Consider the following 24,427-nt stretch of genomic DNA (forward strand, 5'->3'; position numbering starts at 1 on the left):
GGGCAGGGGCAGGGGCAGGGGCAGGGGCAGGGGCAGGGGCAGGGGCAGGGGCAGGGGCAGGGGCAGGGGCAGGGGCAGGGGCAGGGGCAGGGGCAGGGGCAGGGGCAGGGGCAGGGGCACGATGCATGCCCCCGGCCCCGCCGTGGAACCGGCGCCCGCCTGTCAGCGACTCGAGGTCACTCCTCGGGCTCGCCCGGCAGGTCGTGCGTCGCGCAGTGGATGCCGCCGCCGCCCGACGCGATGGTGTCGATCGCAATCGGGACGATGTCGCGGTCGGGGAACTGCTCCTGCAGGATGTCCTGCGCACGACGGTCGGCGCTCCGGTCGCCGAACTCGGGGAGGAACACTGCGCCGTTGGCGACGTAGAAGTTCACGTACGACGCGAGGAAGTCGTCGCCCTCGCCCCGGATCTTCGCGAAGTCGGGCTGCGGCAGCTCGATGACCTCGATGGCGCGCCCCGTGGCATCCGTCGCCCCGCCGAGCACCGAGCGAGCCTGCGCGCTCGAACGCGACCACACGTCGTCGGGCGCGCCGGGGCCGGGTACGTCGAGCAGCACCACGCCGGGCGCGACGAAGCGCACGAGCGAGTCGACGTGGGCGTCGGTGATGTCCTCGCCGTAGACGCCGTCGAACCAGATGACCTTCCGCATGCCGAGGAGCTCGATCAGCTCGGCCTCGATGTCGTCGCGAGAGAGACCCGGGTTGCGGTTGTCGTTCACGATCGAACTCTCGGTGACGAGGAGGGTGCCCTGCCCGTCGGTCTCGAGCGAACCGCCCTCGGCGACGAGCGAGGCGACGATGCGCGGGATCTCGAACTCGGCGAGGACGGCTGCCGCGACCCCGGCGTCATGGTCGTGAAACTGCTTGTCGCCCCAGCCGTTGAAGTTGAAGTCGACCCCCTCGAGGCCGTTCGGCCCCTCGACGAAGACCGGCACGGTGTCGCGCGCCCAGAGGTCGTCGACGGGCACGGTCAGGATCTCGACGTCGGACCCCGCCTCGTACGCGGCATCCTCTTCGTCGCCCGGCGAGGCGAGCAGCACGACCGGCTCGTAGGCGGCGATCGTCGCCGCGAGCGTCGCGATGTCGTCGCGCACGTACTGCAGGTCTTCGCCCCAGATCGCCTCGGTCGGCCACGACATGACGGTGAGCTCGTGCGGCTCCCATTCGGCTCCGAGCCTGCGGGCCATGGCGGCGTCTCCTTCGGTCCGACCCGGCGTCTTCGCGCCGGGTTCGTCGTCGGGGCGCAGCCGGCAGCGCCGACGCCGAGCAGGCCGATGCCCGCCGCGGTGAGCACCCCTCGTCGAGAGATCAGGAATCCCGACATGCTCCACCTCCTAGAATTGGATGTTATCCAATATAGGTGGAGGCGTGGCCTCGCCCTCGCTGAACGATCCGTTCCATGGCGCATTCACAGCGTGGCACACGGGCCCCACGGGCGACAGCCGTCGACCGCCGCACGCCCGGCGGAGCAGAGCTTCGCGACCGGCGCCCGCGTCGACCGGATCACCCGGTCGACGCGGCGCGGGTCACCGCTTCCGCGGCTTGATCAACCCCTCGTCGAGCTTCTCGCGCTTCTGCGCGCGCTTCTCCTTGAGCGAGAGCTGGGCGGTCTTCTTCGCGCCGTTTCCGCGCGGGGACTTCTTCGACATTCGAGCTCGCTTCCCTTCATCAGCTGGCGGGCTTCCGAAGACCATAGCCCGGTTCCGCGAGGAAGTCACTTCGGGTGGAAATGGCACCTGTTCAGGAAATTTCCTGCGGCTCGGGCTATGCTGGAAGGTCATGCGAAAGGAGGTGGACATGCGAAGGATCCCCCTGATCCCCGCCATCATGATCGTCGCGACCTGGCTGTTCGCGGTCGGGTTCGTGCTCGCATACGAGCTGCGCCAGGGCGAGTCGCTCGAGGCCGACGCCGTCGCCGGCGCGGTCGGCATCGGTGCCGCCACGGTCGCCGTGGTCGGCGTCGTCGCCGGCATCGCGTGGCTCGCCGCCGGGCCCGCACGCCGCAGGCTCGCCGCAGCCCGCGGCTGAGCGCGCAGCCGTGACCGTCCGTCGGCATCGAACGACGACACGCCGCCGCCGGAACCGGAAGGCGGCGTGTCGCACGCCGAGCGCCGACGGAGCGTCACGGATGCGACGGTGCGGCTAGGCCCCCGACCCGGCGCCGGCGCCGGCGCGCGCCAGGCAGAACCGGCGCACGGGTTCGGTCGGCACGAGCCCGGCGAGTCGCGAGTACTCCGCAGATGCCTCGTCGCGACGCCCGGTGCGCCACGCGAGATCCGCCAGCGCGAGGCTCGCGTCGATCGCGGCGTACGGCGCCGCCCCGTCGGCGAGCGCGCGCAGCTCGTGTTCGACGGCACGGAGCCGAGCGGTCCGCTCCCCCGACGGCGGTGCGAGCAACGCGCGGTGCAGCTCGGCCGACAGCCGCGCGACCGTGACCGACGGCGCACCCCACACCCGCTCGAGGGCACGGTAGAAGTCGACGACCCGGGCCCAGTCGGTCTCCGCGAAGCTCGGCGCGGTGCTGTGCAGGCCCGCGATCGCCGCCTCGAGCACGAATCGGCCGTCGCCGCGCTCGGCGGCGGCCGCCGCGTCGTCGAGCCCCGCCTCGATGAGCCGACGATCCCAGCGACGTCGGTCGACCTCGTCGAGGGGCACGGCGGCACCCGTCTCGTCGAGTCTCCCCGGCCTGCGGGCGAGCCCCAGCCGGATCACGGCCCGGAGACCGCGCACCTCGGGGTCGTCGGGGTACTCGGCGACGAGCGCGTCGGCGATCGACAGCGACTGCCGCCCGAGGTCGTCGAGCGGGGTCTGCGGGTCGAGCACGTCGCGGTGCGCCACCGTGAACATCCCGGCGACGCTCGCGAGCACGACCGGCAGCCGCACGCGCCGCTCGGGCGCCTCGGGAACATGGAACCGCCCGCGCGCCTCGGCGAGCGCGCGCTTCGCCCGCGTCAGTCGCGCCGCGGCCGCCGAGGGCTGCACGCCGAGGTGAGCGGCGATGCGCGGCACGTCCAGCCCGCACACGAGTCGCAGCGCGAGCACGAGTCGCGCCTGCTCGGTGAGCGCGGGATCGCACGCCACGAAGAGGAGGGCGACTCGGTCGTCGAGCGCACCGCTCGTGCGGGTCCCGCCCATCGAGGATGCCTCGTCCGAGACGTCCCCGTCGTCGTGCAGCCCGGCCGCCTCGGCGGCGAGCTGCTGCGCGTGCCGCTGCTCGGTCGCGGCCCTGCGGCGGTCGTCGATGAAGGCCCGCTTGCCGACCGCGATGCACCAGGCTGCAAGCGAACCGAGCGGCGGGCCGTCACCGGCCTGGGCGACGGCCCGCGCGACGGCCTCGGCCGCGTACTCCTGCGCGTCGTCGACGCTGCCCGTGTAGGCGGCGAGCGCACGCACGATCCGCGGCCAGGCGTCGACGAAGTCCTCGCCCAGGTCGGCGATGGGGTCGGTCACGAGACCGGGAACACCTTGCGCCACTCGATGTGCCCGCCCGTGGGCACGAGCGCCGCGATCTGCCGGGCGAGCTGCTCGTCGTCGGTCTCGACGAGGTAGTAGCCCGAGACGACCTCGCTGGTGTCGGGGTACGGCCCGTCGGAGTAGACGGCGTCGTCGAACGCGCGGTCGCCGTCGCCCGGGGTGACCTGTCCGCCGTGCCGCGCGTTCTGCAGTGCGGCGCCGCCGACGAGGCGGGCGCCCAGCTTCACGACGGCCTCCTGGAAGGCCTGATGCGCGGGGAAGTTGCTCTCGGGCGCACCACCGGGAACGCCGTCGCGCGCGCCCAGGTACGCGTCGCTGTCCCAGTCGGGCTCGTGGATGAGGTACATGTACGTGTCGGTCATGGCGTCTCCTTCGTCGGGCCCGTCACGGGCCTGTGACGACGTTCGTCACACCATGGTGACGAACTCGGCCACTCGAAATCGACACCGTCGGCAGAATTCCCGTCCGCCGAGGAGTTCGCAGCGCGGTGCGCTACTCGACCGGCCGCTGCGAGCGCAGCGTCGCCGTGAGGCGCTCGAGCTCGGCGAGCCGGTCGGCGCGGTCGCGCGGCACCCCCGGAACGCCGGGCCGCTGCTGCTCGGGGCGGGGGCCTTCGAGGGGCCGGAAGTCGACGCCCTGCTCGTCGAGCCAATCGAGATAGCCGGGCAGCCGCTCCGCGAACGATGCCCACTCGAGCGGCTCGCCGTTCCAGGCGATCTCGGCGAAGGCCCCGAGCCGCGGGAAGACCGCGTAGTCGAGCCGTTCGCGCGAGTCGAGGTGCTCGGTCCAGACGTTCGCCTGCACCCCCGCGATGCGCTCGGCGTACCACTCGGGCGCATCGGCCGGCACGGGGTCGAAGGTCGCGACATCCTCGAGCGAGAGCACGGTGCCGACCGGGATCGGCTCCTCCGCCGAATCCGACTGCCGGTAGTCGAAGTAGGTCCACAGGTCGGGGCAGAGCACGACCTCGTGCCCGAGCCGCGCACCGAGCTCGGCGCCGACGGGCCCACGCCACGAGGCGACGACCGCGTCGGGCGCGGGGTCGCGGCCCTCGAGCATCTCGTCCCAGCCGACGACGCGGCGTCCGTGCCCGCGCAGCCGGTCGGCGATCCGCGCGAGGAACCACGCCTGAAGCTCCTCCTCATCGGCCAGGCCGCGCTCGGCCATGAGCTCCTGCGTGCGCGGGTCCTCGCTCCAGAGTCGCTTGCGCGCCTCGTCGCCGCCGATGCCGATGAACTCCGAGTCGAACACCTCGCACAGCTCGTCGAACACGGTGCCGATGAACTCGAGGGTGGCCTCCTCGACGTTCAGCACCTCGTCGCTGATCCCGTAGCGCGTCCACGGCTCGACGACCCGTGCGCGCACCGCGTCGGCGCCGCCGACGCCGAACTCGGGATACGCGGCGAGAATCGCCTGGGCGTGCCCCGGCACGTCGATCTCGGGCACGATGCGGATGCCGCGCTCCGCCGCGAACCGCACGAGCCCCCGCAGCTCGTGCTGGGTGTAGGAGCCCTCGTGAGGCACGCCGTCGAGCGTCGAACGCGGCCCGTGGCCGAGCTGCGACTGCGAGCGTCGCCCGCCGATCTCGGTGAGGCGCGGGTAGGCGCGCACCTCGAAGCGCCAGCCCTGGTCGTCGGTGAGGTGCAGCTGCAGCACGTTGAGCCCGTGCGCGGCGAGCAGTTCGACGAAGCGCTCGAGCTCGGCGATCGGGCGGAACCGCCGGGCGACGTCGAGCATGACGCCGCGCCAGGCGAAGCGCGGCTCGCCGTCGAGCCTGAGGCCGGCGGCGGGGCTCACCTGGACGTCGGCCGCGCTCACGCGCCGGCCGCCATCTCGCGGGCGCGGGCGAGCGCCGCGTCGGTGGCGCGGTCGAAGGTCTGCTTGAGCGCGGCCTCCTCGAGCACGGCGACGGCCCGCTCGGTGGTGCCCTTCGGGCTCGTCACCCGGCGGCGCAGCTCGGCCGGCTCCTCCCCCGAGGCCGCGAGCAGCTCGCTCGCCCCACGGAAGGTGCCCTGCACCATGGTCGCCGCCTGCTCGGGCGTGAAGCCCTTGTCGATCGCCGTCGCGGTGAGCTGCTCGATCAGGTAGAAGACGTACGCCGGGCCCGAGCCCGAGATGGTCGAGAGGGCGTCGAGCTGCGACTCGGGCACGACGAGCACCTCGCCGACGGTCTCGAACATCGTCACGGCGAGCGCGAGGTCGTCGTCGCTCGAGCGGGTGCCGGCCGAGACCCCGGTGACGGCGCGGCCGACGACGGCGGGGGTGTTCGGCATCGAGCGGATGACCGAGACCCCGCCGGGCAGCAGCGCCTCGAAGGTCGCGACGGTGACGCCCGCGGCGACCGAGACGACGACGGTGCCGGGTTCGAGGGCGTCGGCGATCTCGCGGAGGAGGTCGGGCACCATCGCGGGCTTCACGGCGACGACCACGAGCTTCGCGCCGGCCACGGCCCGGCGGTTCGCCGCGGCATCCGCCTCGGTGGCGTACGCGGTGACGCCGTCGACGCCCGCGAAGGCGGCCGCCTTCTCGGCGGTGCGGTTCGTGGTGCGGATGCCGCCGTCGACGACGACGCCCGGCTGGAGCAGCCCCGAGATCACGGCGCCGGCCATTGATCCGGCGCCGAGGAAGGCGATGGGGGGAAGGGTCACGGTCGCTGACTCGGATGCTTCGGGGGTCATGGCGACCATCCTAGGATTGTCGCCATGACCGCATCCGGCGAGATGCGCGGAGCCAATCTCGGCCATCCTAGGATTGTCGCCATGAGCGCATCCGGCGGCACCAAAGCAATCATCGCGGCATTCCTCGCCAACACGGGCATCGCCCTGACGAAGTTCATCGCGTGGTTCTTCTCGGGTTCCGCCTCGATGCTCGCCGAGGGCGTGCACTCGCTCGCCGACGCCGGCAACCAGCTGCTCCTCATCCTCGGCGGACGCAAGGCGAAGAAGGCCGCCGACCAGGAGCATCCCTTCGGCTACGGCCGTGAGCGGTACGTGTACGCGTTCGTCGTGTCGATCATCCTGTTCTCGGTCGGCGGCATCTTCTCGATCTACGAGGGCGTCGACAAACTGACGCACCCGCACGAGCTCGAGAACGCCTGGCTGCCGATGCTCGTGCTGACGATCGCGATCGTGCTGGAGTCGTTCTCGCTGCGCACGGCCGTGAAGGAGTCGAACCACGTGCGCGGGCGGCAGAGCTGGGTGCAGTTCGTGCGCCGGGCGAAGGCCCCCGAGCTGCCCGTCGTGCTGCTCGAGGACATCGCCGCGCTCATCGGCCTCGTCTTCGCCTTCCTCGCCGTCGGCCTCACGGTCATCACGGGCAACCCGCTGTTCGACGCGATCGGCACGCTCATGATCGGCACGCTCCTGGTGCTCGTCGCGATCGTCCTGGGCATCGAGACCAAGTCGCTCCTCGTCGGCGAGGGCGCGAACGACGACGATGTCGCGAAGATCGAGGAGGCCATCACGGCGGGCCCCGAGATCGAGCGCATCATCCACATGAAGACCCTCTACCTCGGGCCCGACGAGCTGCTCGTCGCCGCCAAGCTCGGCTTCGCCGCCGACCAGCGCCTGCTCGAGGTCGCCGCCGCGACGAACGTGATCGAGCAGCGCATCCGCCACGCGGTGCCCGCCGCGCGCGTCATCTACATCGAGCCCGACGTGTACGTCGAGCCGAACCAGCCGGCACCGCCGACCGACGCGATCGTCATCAAGGGGCTCGAGTGAGCGCTGCCGCCGGCGCCCTCGGGCGCCGCGTCGCGCTCGTGCTGCGGCACGACTCGGCGATCGCCCTCGGCAACCTCGGCGAGACGCTCGAGGGTCGCGGCTACGAGATCGTCACCGTCGACGCCCCCACGGCGGATGTCTCGGCGCTCGACCCGCTCGACGCCGACCTCGTGATCGTGCTCGGCGGCGACGAGGCGGCGTACGAGACCGACCGCTACCCCTACCTCGCCGACGAGATCGCGCTGCTGCGCGAACGGATCGCCGCCGAGGCGCCGATCTTCGGCGTGTGCCTCGGGGCGCAGCTGCTCGCCGAGTCCCTCGGCGGACGCGCCTACAAGGGCGACGGCAAGGAGGTCGGCTGGCTGACGGTCGAGCCGACCGAGGCGGGCGCCGCCTCCCCCGTGCGGCACTTCGCCGGGGTGCCGACCGTGCAGTGGCACGGCGACAGCTTCGAGCTGCCCGACGATGCGGGGCTCACTCGCCTCGCCTCCTCGGCCCGGTACGAGAACCAGGCGTTCGCGAAGGGCGACTGGCTGCTCGCGGTGCAGTTCCACCCCGAGGTCGACGACGCGATCCACGAGGACTGGCTCGAGGCCTGGGGCGACGAGCTGCCCGACTACGGGCTCAGCCGCGAGCGGCTGCGCGCGGAGCGCGCCGTGCACGGGCCGCGCGCGCAGGAGGCATCCGCCCTGCTGCTCGGCGAGTACCTCGACGGGCTGGCCGCCCGCGACTGAACCCCGCTCACGCCACTGAACCCCGGACATCCGGGGTTCAGCCACGCAGACGGGGTTCAGTGCCGGCGAACGGCGACGATCAGAAGTGCGTGCCGCCGTCGATGCGCACCTCGGTGCCGGTGATGAAGGCGCCGTCGGCGCTCGCGAGCATCGCGACGACCGAGGCGACCGTCTCGGGGCCGGCGAAGCCCTGGCCGAGCGCGGGCTGGAGCTTCATGAAGAGCATCATGTCGGCGTCCTCGGGCAGGCCGGGGCCCTGGCTCTGCTTCGACTGGCCCGACCCGTCGGTCATGCCCGACGAGATGGAACCGGGCTGCACCGAGTTGAAGCGGATGCCCTGCTTCGCGTACTCGGCGGCGAGCGCGTGGGTCATCGACTGCACGCCGCCCTTGCTCGCGGCGTAGGCCGCCATGTAGGGGTGCGCGAACGTCGCCGAGGTCGAGCTGAAGTTGACCACGGCCGCGCCGTCGCCCTCGAGCAGGGTGGGGATCGCCTCGCGGATCACGAGGAACGTGCCGACGAGGTTCACGCGGACGACCTGCTCGAAGGCGTCGAGCGTGGTCTCGTGGGTGTGCGAGGAGCGCAGGATGCCCGCGGCGTTGACGAGCGCGTCGAGTCCGCCGAGCGCGGTGACCGCCGCGGCGACGCCCTCGCGAACGGATGCCTCGTCGGCGATGTTCATCGTCACGGTGGTGAGCCGCTCGGCGGCCTCGCCGGCCTTCGCGACGGTGTCGGCGAGGCCGGCCTCGCTGACGTCGGCGGCGACGACGCGGCCGCCTTCGGCGAGCATGCGCAGCACGGTCGCCTGTCCGATGCCCGATCCGCCGCCGGTGACGAGTGCGCGGCGACCTTCATAGCGGTTCATGTGTTCGACCTTTCAGTGTGTGTCGGCAATTTCTGTTACACGCTACGCCTGTATGGCACACTGTGCCACTCTGTCCAACATCGGACATGGAGCGGGCATTTCGCGTACGCTGCGATCGTGGAACCCAGCATCCCGAGCCCCACGCTCACCGAGCGCCGCAAGGCCGCCACCCAGCTCGAGATCGCACGCACGGCTGCGGTGCTGTTCGCCGAGCACGGAGCCGACCGCGTCACGGCCGAGGCCATCGCGGCGCACGCCGGAGTGTCGTTGCGCACCTTCTACCGCTATTTCCGCACAAAGGAGGACGCGATCGGCCCGCTGCTCGCGATCGGGGCGGGCGCCTGGCAGAGCGCCCTCGCGGCCTCCGAGCGCGGCGACCCGATCGCCTCCGTCCCGGCGATCATCGCGCAACAGCTCACCCCCCGCGACGACGAGGCCCGCGAGGGCCTGCGCTGGACGCGCGGCGTGCTCCGCGCCGCCGAAGGCGATCCGGCGCTGCTCGGCGTGTGGCACCGGGTGAACCACGACTCGGAGTCGCGCCTCCGCCAGATCATCGCCGAGCTCGTCGACGACGCCGACCCGTTCGAGGTGCGCCTCACCGCGGCGGCCGCGACCGACGCGATCCGCGTGGGCCTCGAGGCTTGGGCGACGGGCGACGGCCCCGACGAGGGACCCGGGTCGCCCGCCGACCTCGCCGTGCGCGCGTTCGCGCAGCTGTCGCACGGCATCGCCCTCGTGCCCGACGCGAGAGGCCGGTAGCCCCTTACCCGGCGGGCGCGGGCGGCCGCCGCAGCGGATCCTCGAAGAAGTCGAGCAGCAGGCGGGCCGACGCCTCGGCCTCGATCCCGGCGAACACCTCGACGCGGTGGTTGAGCCGCCGATCGCGCAGCACGTCGTAGAGCGAGCCCGCGGCGCCCGCCTTCTCGTCCCACGCGCCGAACACCACGGTCGGCACCCGGGCGGCGAGGATCGCCCCCGCGCACATCACGCACGGCTCGAGCGTGACGACGAGCGTGCACCCCTCGAGCCGCCAATCGCCGGTGGCCTCGGCGGCGGTGCGCAGGGCGAGCAGTTCGGCGTGCGCGGTCGGGTCGCCGTCGCGTTCGCGTTCGTTGCGTCGCGCCGCGATGACCGAGCCCGCGGCATCGACGACGATCGCGCCGACGGGCACGTCGCGGGTCGCGGGCGCCTGGGCGGCCTCGGCGAGCGCGAGCCGCATCCACTCGCGATGGAGCGACGAACCCGGTGCATCCATGCCGCTCTCCCCTCGCGAGACCCCCGCAAACTAGAATCGAGCCTATGCGAGTCCACGTTGCCGATCACCCGCTCATCACCCACAAACTGACGGTGCTCCGCGACGTGAACACCCCGTCGCCCGTCTTCCGCTCGCTCGTCGAAGAACTGATGACGCTGCTCGCCTACGAGGGCACGCGGAACGTGCGCGTCGCCCCGGTCGACATTCAGACGCCGGTCGCCCCGACGACGGGCGTGCGCATCGCCGAGCCCAAACCGCTCGTCGTGCCGATCCTCCGGGCCGGCCTCGGCATGCTCGAGGGCATGGTCAAGCTGGTGCCGACGGCCGAGGTCGGGTTCCTCGGCATGGCGCGCAACGAAGAGACCCTCGAACCGGCGACGTACGCCGAGCGCCTGCCCGACGACCTCTCGGGCCGCCAGTGCTTCGTGCTCGACCCGATGCTCGCGACGGGCGGCTCGCTCGCCGCGGCGATGGAGTACCTCTTCCAGCGCGGCGCCGACGACGTGACGGCGATCTGCATCCTCGGCACCCCCGAGGGCCTCGAGGCGGTCGAGAAGGCGATGCACGGCCGCGAGGTCACCATCGTGCTCGGCGCGGTCGACGAGCGCCTCAACGAGCACGGCTTCATCGTGCCGGGCCTCGGCGACGCGGGCGACCGCCTCTACGGCACGGTATAAGGGCGCCCCGAAGCCTCCCCTTCGCAGATTCTTCGCCCCTCGACACGCCGAGGCGCAGTTCGACTGCGGAAGATTTTCGAGATTCGCATCTGATCGCAGAATCTTTCATGCGAGGCATCCGGTCGTCTGATTCCTCCGGATGCCTCGCGCTGACGCGCACCCACTGCGACGTCACACCCCGTCATCCGACGGACATGAATTGACACATGCTCGACCGTCGGATTTACTCGCACCCATGACTGACAACGCACGCACCCTGACCGCCCTCGGCGCTCTCAGGACGAACGACATGATGATGTCGTCGCGTGCACCCATGTGTTGTCGAATGTGCCGCTGACCGCGACCCCTCCGCCGAGTCACGCAGCCGATCAGCATCCCGATCGGCACGGACTCCACTGAACCCACCGAGTCTCGGGGGTTCGCCAGGCCGATCGGCCGTTCGTTCACGACCCCGCAGACCGGGGTCTCCTGCAGCACCCTTCGACACAAGGATTCCCGTCATGTCTCTCGCACTCGCTCCCGTCCGCACCGCTTCCGTCCGTCCCGTGCAGGCACGCACCGCTCCGTCGCTGTCGGCCGCGACCTCGGCCGCGCCGCTCCGCTCGCTCTCGAGCGTCGCCGCCGCCGACCGTTCCTCCGCTCCCGCCGCCGCGCCGGCCGCGCCGACCGGACCCCGCGTCCGCGCCGTGCCCGAGGGCACCGAGGCCCGCGGCTTCGTGCTCTACGTCGGCATCGACGAGGCGAAGGCCGCCGAGGACGGCACGACCCTCCACCGCATCGTCGAGGCGCTGCGCGCCCTGACGGCCGAGGTCTCGCCCTCGTCCGAGACCTACGCCGCCGTCGCGCTGGCCCCCGAGGGCGCCGGCGGCCGCGACGTCGACGTCGTGCGCCTCGCCCTGCAGGACCCGTCGGCGCTCGCGAAGCAGCGCGACGGCCAGGGCGTCCGCAACGACGCCGACCGCCACCCCAACGGCGTGATCATCGACATCTCGCGCAAGCGCGTGCTGCTCGACGGCGAGGCCGCGGGCCTCACCTACAAGGAGTTCGAGCTGCTCCAGTACCTCGTGCTGCGCGAGGGCCGCACGATCGACCGGCACGAGCTCATCGAGAGCCTCTGGGACGCCGATGACGAGGCCCCCAGCGAGCGCACGATCGACGTGCACGTGCGTCGCCTGCGTTCGAAGCTCGCGCACTACCAGGACATCGTCCGCACCGTGCGCGGCATCGGCTACCGCTTCGACCGTCACGCCGACGTGTCGATCCGCCAGGCCTCGACGCCCTCGCCCGACCTGTACTGACGCGCCGGCCGCCGCCGCGACGAACGCCGTCGGCGGCAGTTCCGAAAAATCACGAAACGATAACTAGCGCCTGTTACCGATCCGTTATATATTCGGAAGTGCGCCGAACGTTTGCTGTGGCGGACGGCGCGGAATGTGATTGCAGGACACTCTTGGTGCAAGGGCGAGGGCCGGTCGTCAGCCTCTACGACCGGCCCTCAACCGTTTCCGGAGTGCCTCGTTTTTCCCCTGCCGAGTCCCTCCTTCCTCCGCCGATTCCCTAATGTTGGTTGAGTCGAAGACGAAGGGAGCCCCGATGGCCGAACGCGCACTCACGGTCGCTGCATGGGAGGCGCTCTTCCGCACCCAGGTGACGACCATGCGAGAGCTCGCAGCGGAGTTCCCGACCGAACTCATGTCGCTGAACGAGTACGACGTGCTCTTCAACATCTCGCGTGCGCCAGGCCGACGGCTCCGGCTGAAGGAGCTCAACCGGAACTCGCTGATCACCCAGCCGAGCATCAGCCGGCTGATCGACCGGCTCACCGCACGCGGGCTCGTCGTGAAGGAGCCCGACCCCGACGACGGGCGCGGCACGATCGTCGGAATCACCGACGTCGGCTTCGCGCTGTTCCGGCGGGTGGCCATTCAGCACATGGACGCCATCCACCGGCAGTTCGGCGCCTCGCTGACGGAGGACGAGCTGCACACGCTCGCCGATCTCAGCGTCCGCGCGCGCCCCGAGTCCGCGCGCGACTGAGGCCGGTCCGGCCGACTTCTGGCGCGCGGCCTCCGGTACTGGACTCAGCCGCTCAGCGCGCAGTACTGTCTGGACAGGAGTGAGCGCCTTGCGACTCCGGGAGTGAGTTCCAGTCCATCCTGTGGGGGGATTCCATGGACATCGTGCTCGTGATTCTGCAGGCCGCCGTCGTCATCGGCGCGATCGTGCTCGGCGTTCGGACCGGAGGGCTCGGCCTCGGCCTCTGGGGCGTCGTCGGCACGGTCATCCTCGTCTTCGTGTTCCAGCTGCCACCGGGCTCCATCCCGATCGACGCCTTCTTCATCATCATCGCGGTGATCACGGCGTCGTCGGCCATGCAGGCGGCCGGCGGCATCGACTACCTCGTGTCGATCGCCTCGAAGATCATCCAGCGCAACCCGAAGCGGCTCACCTACGTCGCGCCGATCGTCGCGTTCGTCTTCACCGTGCTCTCGGGCACGTCGAACATCTTCTTCGCCCTGATCCCAGTGATCTACGAGACGGCGTACCGCAACGGGCAGCGACCCGAGCGAGCGCTGGCCTCCTCGACGGTGACGTCCGGCCTCGGCATCACCGCGAGCCCGGTCTCCGCTGCGATGGCCGCGTACCTCGTGCTCATGGACGGCACCGGCTACGGGCTGCCGCAGATCCTGCTCATCACCGTTCCGGCGGCGATCGTCGCGTGCATCGCCACCTCGGCGGTGCAGCAGCGCATCGGCAAGGACCTGCTCGACGACCCGGTGTTCATGAAGCGGGTCGCCGAGGGAACCGTCGCGGTGCCCGCTTCGCTCAAGGCCCGCTACGAGGCGAAGGTCGGCGGCACCGCAGTCGCCACGGGCACCGGCGGTGCTGCGACGGCCGGCGAGGGAGCCGGCGCGTCCGTCACCGCGACCGATGTCCCGCCCGCCCGCATCGAGCACCCGGTCCCGCCGGGCGGTGCGACCGCCGCGTGGATCTTCGTCACGGGCACCCTGCTCATCGTGCTGCTCGGGCTGTTCCCCAGCCTCCGCCCGGCGTTCCCCGACGAGTCGGGCGAGCTCGTGCCGATCGGCATGGCGACCCTCATCGAGATGGTCATGTTCTCGGTCGCGCTCGTCATCATCCTCGTGCGCAAGGTCAAGCCGGCCGTCGTCGTCGAGCAGCCGCTGCTGCGGGCCGGGTTCGTCGCGGCGGTGGCGCTCTTCGGCATCGCGTGGATGGCCGACACCTTCATCTCGGCGAACGAGGAGACGATCATCGAACCGCTCGGCGCGATGATCGAGGCGAACCCGCTGCTGCTCGCGGTCGCGCTGTTCGTCGTCTGCGGTCTCACGACGAGCCAGTCGGCGACCACGAACACGATGATCCCGATCGCCCTCGCGGCCGGGTTGGCACCGGGCGTGATCACGGCCATGTGGCCCTCGCTGATCGGCGTCTGGCTGTTCCCGGCGAACGGCTCCCAGATCGCCGCGGTCGAGACCGACCTGACCGGGTCGACCAAGCTGACCCAGGTGCCCGTCTGGCACTCGTTCACGATCCCGATGCTCGTCTCGTGGGTCGCCGTCGTGGCCTCCGGCCTGCTGATCCAGCTCGTCGTCCCCGTGTGATCCGTCCGGCGCCACTCGGCGCACGTCGACCGTCTCGCCGCCCCGCCGGCGAGCACCCAACCGTCCGTCCGTCCGTCGATCCGAGGAGGAACCAATGAACGACCCCGGAAACGTCTCGTCCGCTGCGGCGGCGCTCATGCCCGAAGTGATCGAACGCCTCGAGGCCCTCGTGCGCATCCCATCGGTCGCCTTCCCCGGATTCGATCCCGAACCGGTGCACCGCATGGGCGAGGCCGTGGTCGAGCTCTTCGAGGCGGCGGGCGCCGAGGGGGTGCGCCTCCTCGACGTGCCGGGCGGGTACCCGTGCGTCTACGCCGACCTGCCGGGGCCCGCAGGCTCGCCGACCGTGCTCATCTACGCCCACTACGACGTGCAGCCGGCGCCCGAGAGCCAGGGCTGGTCGAGCAGCCCCTTCGAGCCGGTCACGAAGGAGGACGGGCGCATCTACGGGCGCGGCGCCGCCGATGACAAGTCGGGTCTCGTCATCCACTACGGCACGCTGAAGCTCATCGGCCCCGACCGCCCCTGTCGCATCAAGATCCTCGTGGAAGGCGAGGAGGAGACGATCTCGCACCTCGAGGACTTCGTCGAGGCCAATCCCGAGCTGTTCGCGGCCGACGCCTACGTCATCGGCGATATCGGCCCGCAGAAGGTCGGCCGCCCGGGGCTCACGACCGCGCTCCGCGGTGACGTCGCCTGCACGGTCACCGTGCGCACCCTCGCGAACCCGGTGCACTCGGGAATGTTCGGCGGGGCCGCGCCCGACGCGATGACCGCGATGGTCCGGATCCTCGACACCCTCCACGACGAGCACGGCGACACCGTGATCCCCGGCGTCGACACCTCCTCGTGGAGCGGGGCCGACATGGACGAGGACGTCTACCGCGAGGGGTCGGCGATCCTCCCCGGCGTCGACTTCCTCGGCACGGGCTCCCTCTCCGACCGCATCTGGGCGAAGCCCTCGGTGACCGTGCTGGGCATGGACCTACCGAACACCGCCGAGGCGTCGAACGTGCTGCTGCCCTCGGTCACCGCGAAGCTCTCGATGCGCATCGTGCCCGGCTCCGACGGCGATGCCCAGCTCGAGGCCCTCATGTCGCACCTGCGGTCGCAGCGCCCCTGGAACTGCGAGGTCGAGGTCGAGAAGGTGAAGGTGGGTCACGCCTTCGCAGTGGATGCCTCGAACCCGGCGATCGTCGCGGCGGAGTCCGCGCTCGAGCAGGCCTACGGAGCCGCCGTCGAGAACATCGGCAGCGGGGCGTCGATCCCGCTCGTCGCGTCGCTGCAGAAGGTCTCCCCCGGCTCCGCGATCATCCTCTGGGGCGCGGAGGACACCGCGCAGTCGCGGATCCACGCCTCCGACGAGTCGGTCGACCCGGGTGAGATCGAGCGCATGATCGCGGCGCAGACGCTCTTCATCCGCGGGTTCGCCGAGCGGGCCTGACGCGCGGGCCGGCAGACCGAGCGCGTGACGATGGGGTGGGAACCCTACCTCCCACCCCATCGCGGTCTCCTGAGGAGACCCTCTCGCCGAGCGACCCGAACTGAGCTCGGCGAGCCTGACCCGAGCGATCGATAGGGACATTCCGATCGCTCGGCCGTCGAGGCATGACCGGCCGGTCCGGTCGGGTCGGACTCGGGTTGTGCTCGAAATGGTAATCCTGTGCCGGGCTCGACGCACCGCCCCCAACTGGGGGTGATTCCGTTCCAGAACACGGCGACGGCCGGTGATCCTCCGATCACCGGCCGTCATCACCGTCACGTCACGGGCTCAGGGCCAGTCGACGGAGGTCTCGTACTCGTCGTGCCTCCGGAGGTACGCCGCGATGAACGGGCATTCGGGCACGATGCGCTCCCCGCTCGCCACCGCGTCGTCGAGCACGTGACGCGCGAGGCGGCTTCCGAGACCACGACCCTCGTACTCGGGCTTGATGACGGTGTGGGTGAAGACCACCTTGCCTGGTTCGCGGCGGTACTGCGCGAACCCGGCGCGCTCGCCGTCGACCACGAGCTCGTAGCGGTGCCGCTCGTCGAGTCGCGTGATCTCGACGACCCCCGCCTCGGCGGTCACAGCTCGACCGGCTCGACGCGGTCGCCCGCGGGCGACGGCGCGGACGAGGCATCCGAGTGCTCGACCGCGATCTTGCGCGGCTTCGCCTTCTCGCTGACGGGGATCGTCACGCTCAGCACGCCGTTCGTGTAGCTCGCCGAGATGCGCTCGGTGTCGACGCCCTGTCCGAGGCTCAGCTGGCGCAGGAACGAGGCGGCCTCGCGCTCGCGCGTGATCCACTTGACGCCGTCGCCGGCGGCGAGGGTGCGCTCAGCCCGGATCGTGAGCAACTGGCCGTCCACGTCGATGTCGACGGAACCGGGGTCGATGCCCGGCAGGTCGGCGGTGAGGACGTAGTGGTCGCCGTCGCGGTAGAGGTCCATCGGCATGCGACGCGGCCCGCGGCGGGGCTCGAACAGCGCGGACGCGACTCGGTCGAGATCGCGGAACGGGTCGTAGGCGGTGGGCATGTTTCCTCCTGATCGGTGCTCTTGAGTCATCTCGACTCAACTCTCTACCGAACATAACGTCGAGCGCGTGGGAGGATTCCGGGTCACCGTGCGCCGACAGCGAACGACCGTGCGAGTGGTGGCGGCCCGACGTCGTCGCGACGAGCGCGATGAGCCAGGCGAACACGAGCGTGAACGCGATGATCTCGAAGACCGTGAGGTTGAACCAGCCGAGCGCGTCATAGCCCGCCATGGCCACGAGCTCGAGCGTCAGCGCCGTGTACGAGAACACGAGGAGCCGTCGGGGAATCCGCCGCGCGTACCAGCGCGCCCCGATGCAGAGGAGCGCGAACGCGAGCGCCGCCCCGAGCGCGAACGCGTTGTGCAGGTCGGTCTCGCGGTCGATCGGCACCGTGCCGACCCCCATCAACCCGAAGCCGACGAGCCCGATGAGCACGCGCATCGTCGTGCGGGCCCCTCGGCGGATGGCGAAGCCGCCGAACGCGAGCGCCCGCGTGAGCGCGCCCGACAGCCCGGCCATGCCCGCGCCCGAGACGACCACGGCGACGTTGAAGCACGCCGCGGCGAGGTCGTTCGAGGTGCCGAGCGTGCTGAAGTTGTGCGTCCACCAGTCGCCCGTCGGGGTGATGCTCATGCTCGCGAGGCTGCCGGCCGCGAGCAGCATCGCGACGAGGTTGAAGGTGCGGTACGCCTCGTGCTCGAGCGCATGCCGGTGCAGGCGGAAGGTGCCGAAGCCGAAGACCGCCCCGAGCAGGCAGCCGATCGCGAGCGGTCCGCCCGGCAGCGGTTCGAAGGCGGCCGAGGTGAAATGCACCGCGAGCAGGGCGAGTGCCGCCCAGGCGAGTCCGTTCGCGGCGGCGCGCGGCCTCGGGGCGAGGCCGGGCAGGCGCAGGTGCGCGATCGAGGCGATCCCGGCGTGCGACGCCGAGACGGCGATGAGCCCGGCGCACACCGCCACCCCACCCGCGAGCGCGGGAACGAGGCCGACGACGTCGAGTGCGCTCGCGGGATCGAGCGCGGCGGGCGCGAACGCGCGAGCGAGCACGACCGAGATCGCCATCGCGATCAGCAGGGCGTAAAGCCGGCGCACGAGTGAGACCAGGCGGCCCGAGCGGCCCGCGGGCTCGATCGTCGGCCGACCGTGCCCCTCACGGTCGGCTGCACTCGGATGCATCGTGTCGAAACGCGACGCGAACCCCGAGTCGAACGAGACGGGGATCGCCCCCGCGCACACACCCCTCATAGGTCGAACCCTCGATCAACGGGAACCAGGCCTGAAGCGAGCCTACTGACGGCCGGCGATCCGTGTCATCCCGGGGATGGCATCGCTGCCATGATGCGCGGTGGATTCCCAGCCGCCGCGCTGCCCGGAAATGCGGGGCCCCGAAGCGGCCCCGGAAAACGACGAAGGCGGCTCGCAGAGCTGCGAACCGCCTTCTTCCGTGCGCCCGGAGGGACTCGAACCCCCAACCTTCTGATCCGTAGTCAGATGCTCTATCCATTGAGCTACGGGCGCATGGCTTGTCGCCTGCCGCATCATCTGCGATCAGGCAACCACGTAACTCTAACGCACCGTTCGCGTTCGCGCCAATCGAGCGACCTGGAGCATCGGCGAGACCATTCCGCGACCCTGCCGAAGCGAGCGACGCGTCACGCTCACCGGCCCGCGTGCTCGGGCCGCTGCACGTCGAGCGCGGCGAGCTGGCGGCGGTTCGCGACCTGCCGATACGAGGTCTCGACGAGTTCGGCGAGGAGCGCCCAATCGGTGTCGGGCCCGTCGAGATCGGTCGCGACCCAGCGCGCGCGGTCGTAGTAGGGCGGCCCGAAGAACCGCGCGTCCTGCACGAGCGCGAGGTGCTCGTCGGGGTCGGTCTTCAGGACGATCGAGAACGGCCGCTCCATGCTCGCCGAGACGTGCACGAAGATCGGCTTCGCCGCGCGGAACGTCGGGCGGCCCCACGCCTCGACCTCGACCGCCTCGGGCAGGTCGAGGCAGAGCGCGCGCACGCGCTCGATGAGCGGGTGCGCGGGGTCGACGACGCGGGGGTGCTCCATGCGCGTCACCCTACCCGCGGGCGCCGACGCCCACCACGGCGGGGCGCCCGAGCGGCTGGGCGCCCGAACGGCGCCCAGCCGCGGCATCCTCAGCCCTTGACCGCGCCGCCGAGCCCGGCGCCCCGGAGGAACAGCCGCTGGAACACCAGGAACAGCGCCACGGGGATGAGCGTCGAGATCGCGAGCGCGGCGAGGAACACGTCGAGCTCGGTCTGCGACTGCACCGCCGGAAGTCGCACCGACAGCGGCTGCACCGCGGGGTCGGGCAGCACGAGCAGCGGCCAGAGGAAGTCCTTCCAGGCGGCGATCACGGCGAACACCGAGACGACGCCGAGGATGGGCTTCGACATCGGCAGCACGATCGACCAGAACACGCGGAAGGGTCCGGCGCCGTCGGTGCGGGCGGCCTCGAACACCTCGCGGGGCAGTCCGTCGAAGAATCGCTTCACGAGCAGGATGTTGAACGCGTTCGCCGCCGCCGGCAGCCACACCGCCCAGTAGGTGTTGAGGAGGGACGTGTCGATGAGCGGCGGGTGCAGGATCGTGAGGTAGAGCGGCACGAGCAGCACGACCGCGGGGATGAAGAGCGTCGCGAGCACGAGGGCGTTGAGCACCGGAGCGTACTTCGGCCGCAGGATCGACAGCGCATACCCGGCCGTCGTCGCGATCAGCAGCTGGAAGAACCACGATCCGGCCGCGACCCAGATCGTGTTCAGGAAGTACTGGTCGATGTGGATGTCGTTCCACGCCTGCTCGAGGTTCGCCCAGTCGATGCCGTTGGGCCAGAGCGCGAACGGCTGGGAGAGCGTGTCCTGGGTGGGGGTGACCGCCGCCTTGGCCAGCCACAGCAGCGGCCCGAGGCCCGCGACGACGAGTCCGACGAAGAGGAACACGTGGATCGCGCCCATCGACGCACGGACGCCGCCGCGCCCCCGTTCGTGCTCGGAGACGATGCCGCGGTCTCCGCCGTCCTCCGGGGCGCCCGGCCGGCGTCGCGTCATCCGCGACAGGCGGGCGCGCAGCGTGATGGAATCCGCCGTCGTGGCGGGGGCGGTGCCCTGCGCGGTGGTCAATTCGTGCTCCAACGGTCGGTCAGCTTGAAGTAGAGCCAGCTCAGGAGGCCCAGGAAGACCGCGAGCATGAGGCTCAGGGCGGTCGCCTCCCCGTAGTCGCCGCCGAGGCTGTTCTGGAACGCGTAGCGGTAGATCAGCAGCAGCACGGTGAGGGTCGAGTTGTTCGGCCCGCCGCCGGTGAACAGGTACGGCTCGAGGAAGACCTGCGCGGTGCCGATGATCTGCAGGATCAGCATGATGAAGAGGATGCCGCGCAGCTGCGGCAGGGTGACGTGCCAGATCTTGCGCCAGATGCCGGCGCCGTCGACCTCGGCGGCGTCGTAGAGCTCGGGCGGCACCGCGATGAGCGCCGCGAGGTAGATGATGATCGACCCGCCGGCGGCGGCCCACGTCGCCTCGATCACGAGCGACGGCATCGCCGTCGCCGACGACTGCAGCCACGGTTGCGGCGGGATCCCGACCCAGCCGAGCACGGTGTTGAAGACCCCGTCGGGGCTCGCGTTGTAGAACACCTTCCAGAGCAGCACGGCGACGACGGGCGGCACGACCACGGGCAGGTATGCGAGGGCGCTGTAGAGGCCCTTGCCGCGGCGGACCTCGCTCATCAGCACGGCCATGAGGATCGGCAGCGGGAACCCGAACACGAGCGCGAGGCCCGCGAAGTACAGGGTGTTGAGCACCGCGGTGCCGAGGTTCGGGTCGCTCAGCACGCGGGCGAAGTTGTCGAGCCCGACCCACACGGGCGGCGTGATCAGGTTCGTCTTCTGGAAGCTCATGACGACCGCCTGCGCGATCGGCCCCCAGCTGAAGATCCCGAACACGATGAGCATGGGCGCGAGGAACGCGAGGTTCCAGAGCCCGCCGCCGCGCAGCCAGGTCACGGGGGTGCGGCGATGCCGTCGGGCCGCCTTCGGCGCGGGGGGCGAGGGATGCCGCGGGGCGACGTCGGTCGCGGCATCCGGGTCGATGGTGGTGGTCATGATGGTCCTTCCTCGGCCTGACGGTCTCGTCGGTCGAGCAGCGCGGAGCGCGGAGCGCGTATCGAGGCCTCGGGGGCGGCCTCGATACGCATCCTGCTCCGTCGGGCGCTCCTCGACCGACGAGGGTGCACTACTGGTCGAGCAGGGCCTGCGCGTCGACGTCGACCTGCTTCAGCAGCGCGTCGATGTCGGCGTTCTCATCGGTCAGCACGGCCTGCACGAGGTTGTCCATGAGGGCGTAGATCGGCTGCGTCTGCCCCTTGAACTCACCCACCGGCGTCTGCTCGAAGATGCCGTCGAAGAAGCCGGTCATCTGGTCCTGCGGCACGTTGACGTAGGGCGCGATCCACTCCTGCTGCTGGTCCCAGGTGTCCTTGTCGAGCACCGGCAGCACGGGGGTGCCCACGGCCTGGTCGGAGGCGGCGAGCGCCTTCGCATCGGCGACGGCGGCGCCCTCGTTCAGGAGCTTCTGCATGTAGTACCAGTCGATCCACTCGACGGCCGCGGCCTTGGTGTCGTCGTCGAGCGTGGGCGGCATCACGGCGATGTCGCCGCCGCCGAGCACGCCGCCTTCGTTCTCCGTGGGGATCACGGTGAGGCCGTAGATGTCGGGGCTCATGCCGAAGTCGCGCACGAGCGCCGTGTACACGTCGGAGCCCGAGGTGTACATGCCGACGTTGCCGGCGGCGAACTCCTGGTTGATGCTGCCCCAGTCGAGGTCGAAGGTCGCCCCCATCGAGTCGTCCTCCCAACGGAGGTCGTGCAGGTACTCGAGCGTCGCCTTCGTGGCGTCGTTGTCGATCGTCGAGGTGTAGCTGCCGTCGTCGTTCGCCTCCTGCAGCGACGCCCCGCGGGAGTCGGCCTGCACCGACAGCTGCCAGCCGCCGGTGTTGCCGGCGGCCATGGTCGCGTACCCGGCCTTGCCCGTCTTCTCGGCGATGGTCTTCGCGGCCGCGCGCACCTCGTCCCAGGTGGTCGGCGGGCTGTCGGGATCGAGGCCGGCCTCCTCGAAGAGCGCACGGTTGTAGTGCAGGCCGTTGGCGTACGCCTGGCGCGGGAAGCCGTAGAGCTTGCCGTCACCGCCCGTGACCTCGTTCAGGATGATCGGATTGAACTTGTCGGAGTAGCCGAGGTCGTCGATCTCCTTCGTGACGTCCATGAGCTGGCCGTTCTCGAGGAGCGTCTTCGAGTCGGTGAACGGCACCGTGAAGACGTCGGGCAGGCTGCCGCCTGCGAGCTGGGCGGCGAAGGTGGGCGCCGTCCATTCGTACTCGAGGCCGACGACGTCGATGTCGGGATTGGCCTTCTCGAACTGCTTCTCCTGCTCGGCGAAGGCGTCGTAGGCGGCCTGGTCGGCGCCGGGCGGGAAGGTGGCGACGCGGAGTTCGAGCTTGCCGTCGTCGCCGCCCGAATCGGCGCTGCAGGCGGCGAGCGAGCCGGCGACCACGAGCGCGGTGAGCCCCGCGATCGCGATGCTGCGTGATGACTTCATTGTCCTGTTCCTTTCGGTGCTGTGCTGGGTGGTGCGGATGGTGCGGTCTCGGGGTGGTGTGGCGGTGCGGTTCAGGGATGCCTCGGCGCCGGTGCGATGCGCAGCCAGGCCGTCGCATCGCTCGGGAGCAGACCGGCCTCGAGCGGGGCGCTCGCGAGCAGGATGCTCTCGTGCTCGGGCAGGGCGATCGGCGCCCCTCCGAAGTTCGTGATCGAGACGAGGTCGTCGCCGCGGCGGAAGCCGAGCACGTCGGCGCCCGCGTCGATCCAGCTCATGGGCCCGTCGCCGAGGGCGGCCTCGCGCTTGCGCAGGCGCAGGGCCTGGCGGTAGAGCCAGAGCATCGACGAGGGGTCGGCCTGCTGGGCCTGCACGGTGAGCGCCGCCCACTCGGCGGGCTGCGGCAGCCACGGGGTCGCGACGTCGGGGCCGAATCCGAACGGGGCCGTCGTGCCGCGCCACGGCAGCGGCACGCGGCAGCCGTCGCGGCCGGGGTCGACGCCGCCCGAACGGAAGTGCATCGGGTCCTCGAGCACCGCGCGCGGCAGCTCGACCTCGGGCAGGCCGAGCTCGTCGCCCTGGTAGAGGTAGAGCGAGCCGGGCAGGGCGGCGGTGAGCAGCGCCGCCGCGCGTGCCCGCCGGCCGCCGAGGGCGAGGTCGCTCGGCGTGCCGAACCGCTTCTTCGCGAACGCGAACGACGAGTCGTGGCGCCCGTAGCGGGTGACCGGCCTCGTGACGTCGTGGTTCGACAGCACCCAGGTGCTCGGCGCCCCGACGGGCGCGTGCGCGGCGAGCATGAGGTCGATCGAGGCGCGGAGCTCGTCGGCCTGCCAGGGGCGCGACATGAAGTCGAAGTTGAACGCCGTGTGCATCTCGTCGGGCCGCAGGTAGGCCGCGAAGCGGGAGGCATCCGGCACCCAGACCTCGCCGACGAGCACGCGGGTGCCGTCGTACGAGTCGGCGATGCGCCGCCACGAGCGGTAGACCTCGTGCACCTCGTCGCGGTCCTCGGTGGGGTGCTGCCCTGGCGCGACCGACTCGGGCACCTCGCCGAGCTCCGGGTCCTTGATGAGCAGTCCGGCCGAGTCGATGCGCACGCCCGCGACGCCGCGGTCGAACCAGAATCGCAGGATGTCCTCGTGCTCGGCGCGCACCTCGGGGTGGTTCCAGTTGAGGTCGGGCTGCTCGGGGGTGAAGAGATGCAGGTACCACTCCCCCGGCGTGCCGTCGGGGTTCACCGTGCGGGTCCACGTGTCACCCTGGAAGTTCGACACCCAGTGCGTCGGCATCTCGTCGCCGTTCGGCCCCTTGCCCGGGTGGAACCAGAAGCGCTCGCGCTCGGAGCTGCCGGGGCCGGCGGCGAGCGCCTCGCGGAACCACGGGTGCTCGGAGCTGACGTGGTTCGGGACGATGTCGATGATGGTGCGGATGCCTCGCGCCGCCGCCTCGGCGATGAGCTCCTCGGCGTCGGCGAGGGTGCCGAAGGCCGGGTGGATGTCGCGGTAGTCGGCGACGTCGTAACCGCCGTCGGCGAGCGGAGAGGGGTACCAGGGGTTGAACCAGAGGGCGTCGACGCCGAGGTCGGCGAGGTAGTCGAGGCGGCTGAGCACGCCCCGCAGGTCGCCCGTGCCGTCGCCGTCGGAGTCGGCGAAGCTGCGCACGTACACCTGGTAGATCACGGCGCTGCGCCACCAGAGCGGGTCGCGGGTGAACGCGGTCGGCGCGGCGGGGGTGTCGGTGAGCGGCATGGTCACGCGGTCGCTTCTCCTCGAGTCGGGCGGGCTTCGCGCCGGACCGTTCGAGACGCCGGCGTCGATGCGGCTCAACGTAATGAGAGCAACAGAATGATGCAACTATTCAACAATCGAGCATCAGTTTGCGACAGTTTGCGGTGACTTGCGGCAGCGGCTTGCAGAAACCGTGCGCATCGTCAGTTGCACAGGGTGGAGCGACGTCGTCG

Annotated in this window: 25 protein-coding genes and 1 tRNA gene; 9 read left to right on the forward strand and 17 right to left on the reverse strand. The window is 71.0% G+C overall.

All coding sequences use genetic code 11. The features are described 5' to 3' along the window. Positions 1-176 precede the first annotated feature (176 nt). Both ACFVTR_RS16770 and ACFVTR_RS16775 read right to left on the reverse strand, forming a co-directional pair. Complete coding sequence (locus ACFVTR_RS16770; protein WP_387039168.1) at positions 177-1,187, reverse strand: agmatine deiminase family protein; 1,011 nt, start codon at positions 1,185-1,187, stop codon at positions 177-179. A gap of 339 nt (positions 1,188-1,526) precedes the next feature. Beyond that, positions 1,527-1,649 carry a hypothetical protein gene (locus tag ACFVTR_RS16775; protein WP_376942031.1) on the reverse strand — a complete coding sequence of 41 codons (123 nt, stop codon included), beginning with the start codon at positions 1,647-1,649 and terminating at the stop codon, positions 1,527-1,529. A gap of 148 nt (positions 1,650-1,797) precedes the next feature. Here ACFVTR_RS16775 and ACFVTR_RS16780 point away from each other — a divergent pair, with 148 nt between their 5' ends. Further along, a complete protein-coding gene (locus ACFVTR_RS16780) occupies positions 1,798-2,028 on the forward strand; it encodes a hypothetical protein (RefSeq protein ID WP_387039169.1) in 231 nt (76 codons plus the stop codon). A gap of 114 nt (positions 2,029-2,142) precedes the next feature. Here the strand turns inward: ACFVTR_RS16780 and ACFVTR_RS16785 are convergent, their stop codons facing one another. The 4 genes from ACFVTR_RS16785 to proC form a co-directional block, all read right to left on the reverse strand. Beyond that, on the reverse strand, positions 2,143-3,450 hold the full coding sequence (locus tag ACFVTR_RS16785) for a DUF6596 domain-containing protein (RefSeq protein ID WP_387039170.1): 1,308 nt from the start codon (positions 3,448-3,450) through the stop codon (positions 2,143-2,145). Then, positions 3,447-3,836 carry a YciI family protein gene (locus ACFVTR_RS16790; RefSeq protein ID WP_387039172.1) on the reverse strand — a complete coding sequence of 130 codons (390 nt, stop codon included), beginning with the start codon at positions 3,834-3,836 and terminating at the stop codon, positions 3,447-3,449. Before ACFVTR_RS16790 ends, ACFVTR_RS16785 begins: the two co-directional genes overlap by 4 nt. Positions 3,837-3,966: 130 nt before the next feature. After that, positions 3,967-5,292 carry a beta-N-acetylhexosaminidase gene (locus ACFVTR_RS16795; RefSeq protein ID WP_387039173.1) on the reverse strand — a complete coding sequence of 442 codons (1,326 nt, stop codon included), beginning with the start codon at positions 5,290-5,292 and terminating at the stop codon, positions 3,967-3,969. Beyond that, the gene (proC, locus tag ACFVTR_RS16800; RefSeq protein ID WP_387039174.1) at positions 5,289-6,152 is read right to left on the reverse strand and encodes a pyrroline-5-carboxylate reductase; all 864 of its coding nucleotides are present in this window, start codon (positions 6,150-6,152) and stop codon (positions 5,289-5,291) included. The genes ACFVTR_RS16795 and proC overlap by 4 nt, the downstream gene beginning before the upstream one ends. A gap of 81 nt (positions 6,153-6,233) precedes the next feature. Here proC and ACFVTR_RS16805 point away from each other — a divergent pair, with 81 nt between their 5' ends. Further along, positions 6,234-7,196 (forward strand): cation diffusion facilitator family transporter, encoded by a 963-nt coding sequence (locus ACFVTR_RS16805; protein ID WP_387039175.1) that lies wholly within the window; start codon positions 6,234-6,236, stop codon positions 7,194-7,196. Further along, positions 7,193-7,930: a gamma-glutamyl-gamma-aminobutyrate hydrolase family protein gene (locus ACFVTR_RS16810; protein WP_387039177.1), complete on the forward strand. Its 738-nt coding sequence runs from the start codon at positions 7,193-7,195 to the stop codon at positions 7,928-7,930. Before ACFVTR_RS16805 ends, ACFVTR_RS16810 begins: the two co-directional genes overlap by 4 nt. 79 nt (positions 7,931-8,009) lie before the next feature. On the opposite strand, the gene ACFVTR_RS16815 is transcribed toward ACFVTR_RS16810, so the two are convergent. Further along, a complete protein-coding gene (locus ACFVTR_RS16815) occupies positions 8,010-8,795 on the reverse strand; it encodes an SDR family NAD(P)-dependent oxidoreductase (RefSeq protein ID WP_387039179.1) in 786 nt (261 codons plus the stop codon). A 117-nt stretch (positions 8,796-8,912) separates the two neighbouring features. On the opposite strand from ACFVTR_RS16815, the gene ACFVTR_RS16820 reads away from it, so the two are divergent. Then, entirely contained in the window at positions 8,913-9,554 is a 642-nt protein-coding gene (locus ACFVTR_RS16820) for a TetR/AcrR family transcriptional regulator (RefSeq protein WP_387039181.1), read from the forward strand. A gap of 4 nt (positions 9,555-9,558) precedes the next feature. On the opposite strand, the gene tadA is transcribed toward ACFVTR_RS16820, so the two are convergent. Continuing rightward, positions 9,559-10,050, reverse strand: coding sequence for a tRNA adenosine(34) deaminase TadA (gene tadA / locus ACFVTR_RS16825; RefSeq protein ID WP_387039183.1), 492 nt, complete (start codon positions 10,048-10,050; stop codon positions 9,559-9,561). Positions 10,051-10,094: 44 nt separating this feature from the next. Between tadA and upp the strand changes: the two genes are divergently transcribed. The 5 genes from upp (at position 10,095) to ACFVTR_RS16850 (ending at position 15,794) form a co-directional block, all read left to right on the forward strand. Next, positions 10,095-10,727, forward strand: a complete 633-nt coding sequence (upp, locus tag ACFVTR_RS16830; protein WP_387039185.1) for a uracil phosphoribosyltransferase — start codon at positions 10,095-10,097, stop codon at positions 10,725-10,727. A 500-nt stretch (positions 10,728-11,227) separates the two neighbouring features. Continuing rightward, positions 11,228-12,025 carry a winged helix-turn-helix domain-containing protein gene (locus ACFVTR_RS16835; protein ID WP_387039186.1) on the forward strand — a complete coding sequence of 266 codons (798 nt, stop codon included), beginning with the start codon at positions 11,228-11,230 and terminating at the stop codon, positions 12,023-12,025. 295 nt (positions 12,026-12,320) lie between these two features. Then, complete coding sequence (locus ACFVTR_RS16840; RefSeq protein ID WP_376942056.1) at positions 12,321-12,764, forward strand: MarR family winged helix-turn-helix transcriptional regulator; 444 nt, start codon at positions 12,321-12,323, stop codon at positions 12,762-12,764. Between the two features lie 134 nt (positions 12,765-12,898). After that, on the forward strand, positions 12,899-14,350 hold the full coding sequence (locus tag ACFVTR_RS16845) for an anaerobic C4-dicarboxylate transporter family protein (RefSeq protein WP_387039188.1): 1,452 nt from the start codon (positions 12,899-12,901) through the stop codon (positions 14,348-14,350). A gap of 94 nt (positions 14,351-14,444) precedes the next feature. Continuing rightward, positions 14,445-15,794 carry a M20/M25/M40 family metallo-hydrolase gene (locus ACFVTR_RS16850; RefSeq protein ID WP_387039189.1) on the forward strand — a complete coding sequence of 450 codons (1,350 nt, stop codon included), beginning with the start codon at positions 14,445-14,447 and terminating at the stop codon, positions 15,792-15,794. 327 nt (positions 15,795-16,121) lie between these two features. Here ACFVTR_RS16850 and ACFVTR_RS16855 read toward each other — a convergent pair whose 3' ends face one another. The 9 genes from ACFVTR_RS16855 to ACFVTR_RS16895 all read right to left on the reverse strand — a co-directional run bounded on the left by ACFVTR_RS16855 (position 16,122) and on the right by ACFVTR_RS16895 (position 24,215). Continuing rightward, a complete protein-coding gene (locus ACFVTR_RS16855) occupies positions 16,122-16,421 on the reverse strand; it encodes a GNAT family N-acetyltransferase (protein WP_387039191.1) in 300 nt (99 codons plus the stop codon). Further along, positions 16,418-16,783 (reverse strand): Hsp20/alpha crystallin family protein, encoded by a 366-nt coding sequence (locus ACFVTR_RS16860; protein ID WP_387039192.1) that lies wholly within the window; start codon positions 16,781-16,783, stop codon positions 16,418-16,420. The genes ACFVTR_RS16855 and ACFVTR_RS16860 overlap by 4 nt, the downstream gene beginning before the upstream one ends. After that, positions 16,671-18,113, reverse strand: coding sequence for a DUF998 domain-containing protein (locus ACFVTR_RS16865; RefSeq protein ID WP_387039193.1), 1,443 nt, complete (start codon positions 18,111-18,113; stop codon positions 16,671-16,673). Before ACFVTR_RS16865 ends, ACFVTR_RS16860 begins: the two co-directional genes overlap by 113 nt. Before the next feature lie 200 nt (positions 18,114-18,313). Continuing rightward, positions 18,314-18,386 (reverse strand) — tRNA-Arg (locus ACFVTR_RS16870). 140 nt (positions 18,387-18,526) lie between these two features. Next, positions 18,527-18,925 (reverse strand): MmcQ/YjbR family DNA-binding protein, encoded by a 399-nt coding sequence (locus ACFVTR_RS16875; protein ID WP_387039195.1) that lies wholly within the window; start codon positions 18,923-18,925, stop codon positions 18,527-18,529. Between the two features lie 89 nt (positions 18,926-19,014). Continuing rightward, a complete protein-coding gene (locus ACFVTR_RS16880; RefSeq protein ID WP_387039508.1) occupies positions 19,015-19,926 on the reverse strand; it encodes a carbohydrate ABC transporter permease in 912 nt (303 codons plus the stop codon). A 68-nt stretch (positions 19,927-19,994) separates the two neighbouring features. Next, positions 19,995-20,978 (reverse strand): carbohydrate ABC transporter permease, encoded by a 984-nt coding sequence (locus tag ACFVTR_RS16885; RefSeq protein WP_387039197.1) that lies wholly within the window; start codon positions 20,976-20,978, stop codon positions 19,995-19,997. A gap of 130 nt (positions 20,979-21,108) precedes the next feature. Then, positions 21,109-22,470 carry an ABC transporter substrate-binding protein gene (locus tag ACFVTR_RS16890; protein ID WP_387039198.1) on the reverse strand — a complete coding sequence of 454 codons (1,362 nt, stop codon included), beginning with the start codon at positions 22,468-22,470 and terminating at the stop codon, positions 21,109-21,111. Positions 22,471-22,541: 71 nt separating this feature from the next. Beyond that, entirely contained in the window at positions 22,542-24,215 is a 1,674-nt protein-coding gene (locus ACFVTR_RS16895; RefSeq protein ID WP_387039509.1) for a glycoside hydrolase family 13 protein, read from the reverse strand. Positions 24,216-24,427: the final 212 nt, after the last annotated feature.

It is taken from the genome of Agromyces sp. NPDC058126, assembly GCF_042884595.1.
Classification (GTDB): domain Bacteria; phylum Actinomycetota; class Actinomycetes; order Actinomycetales; family Microbacteriaceae; genus Agromyces.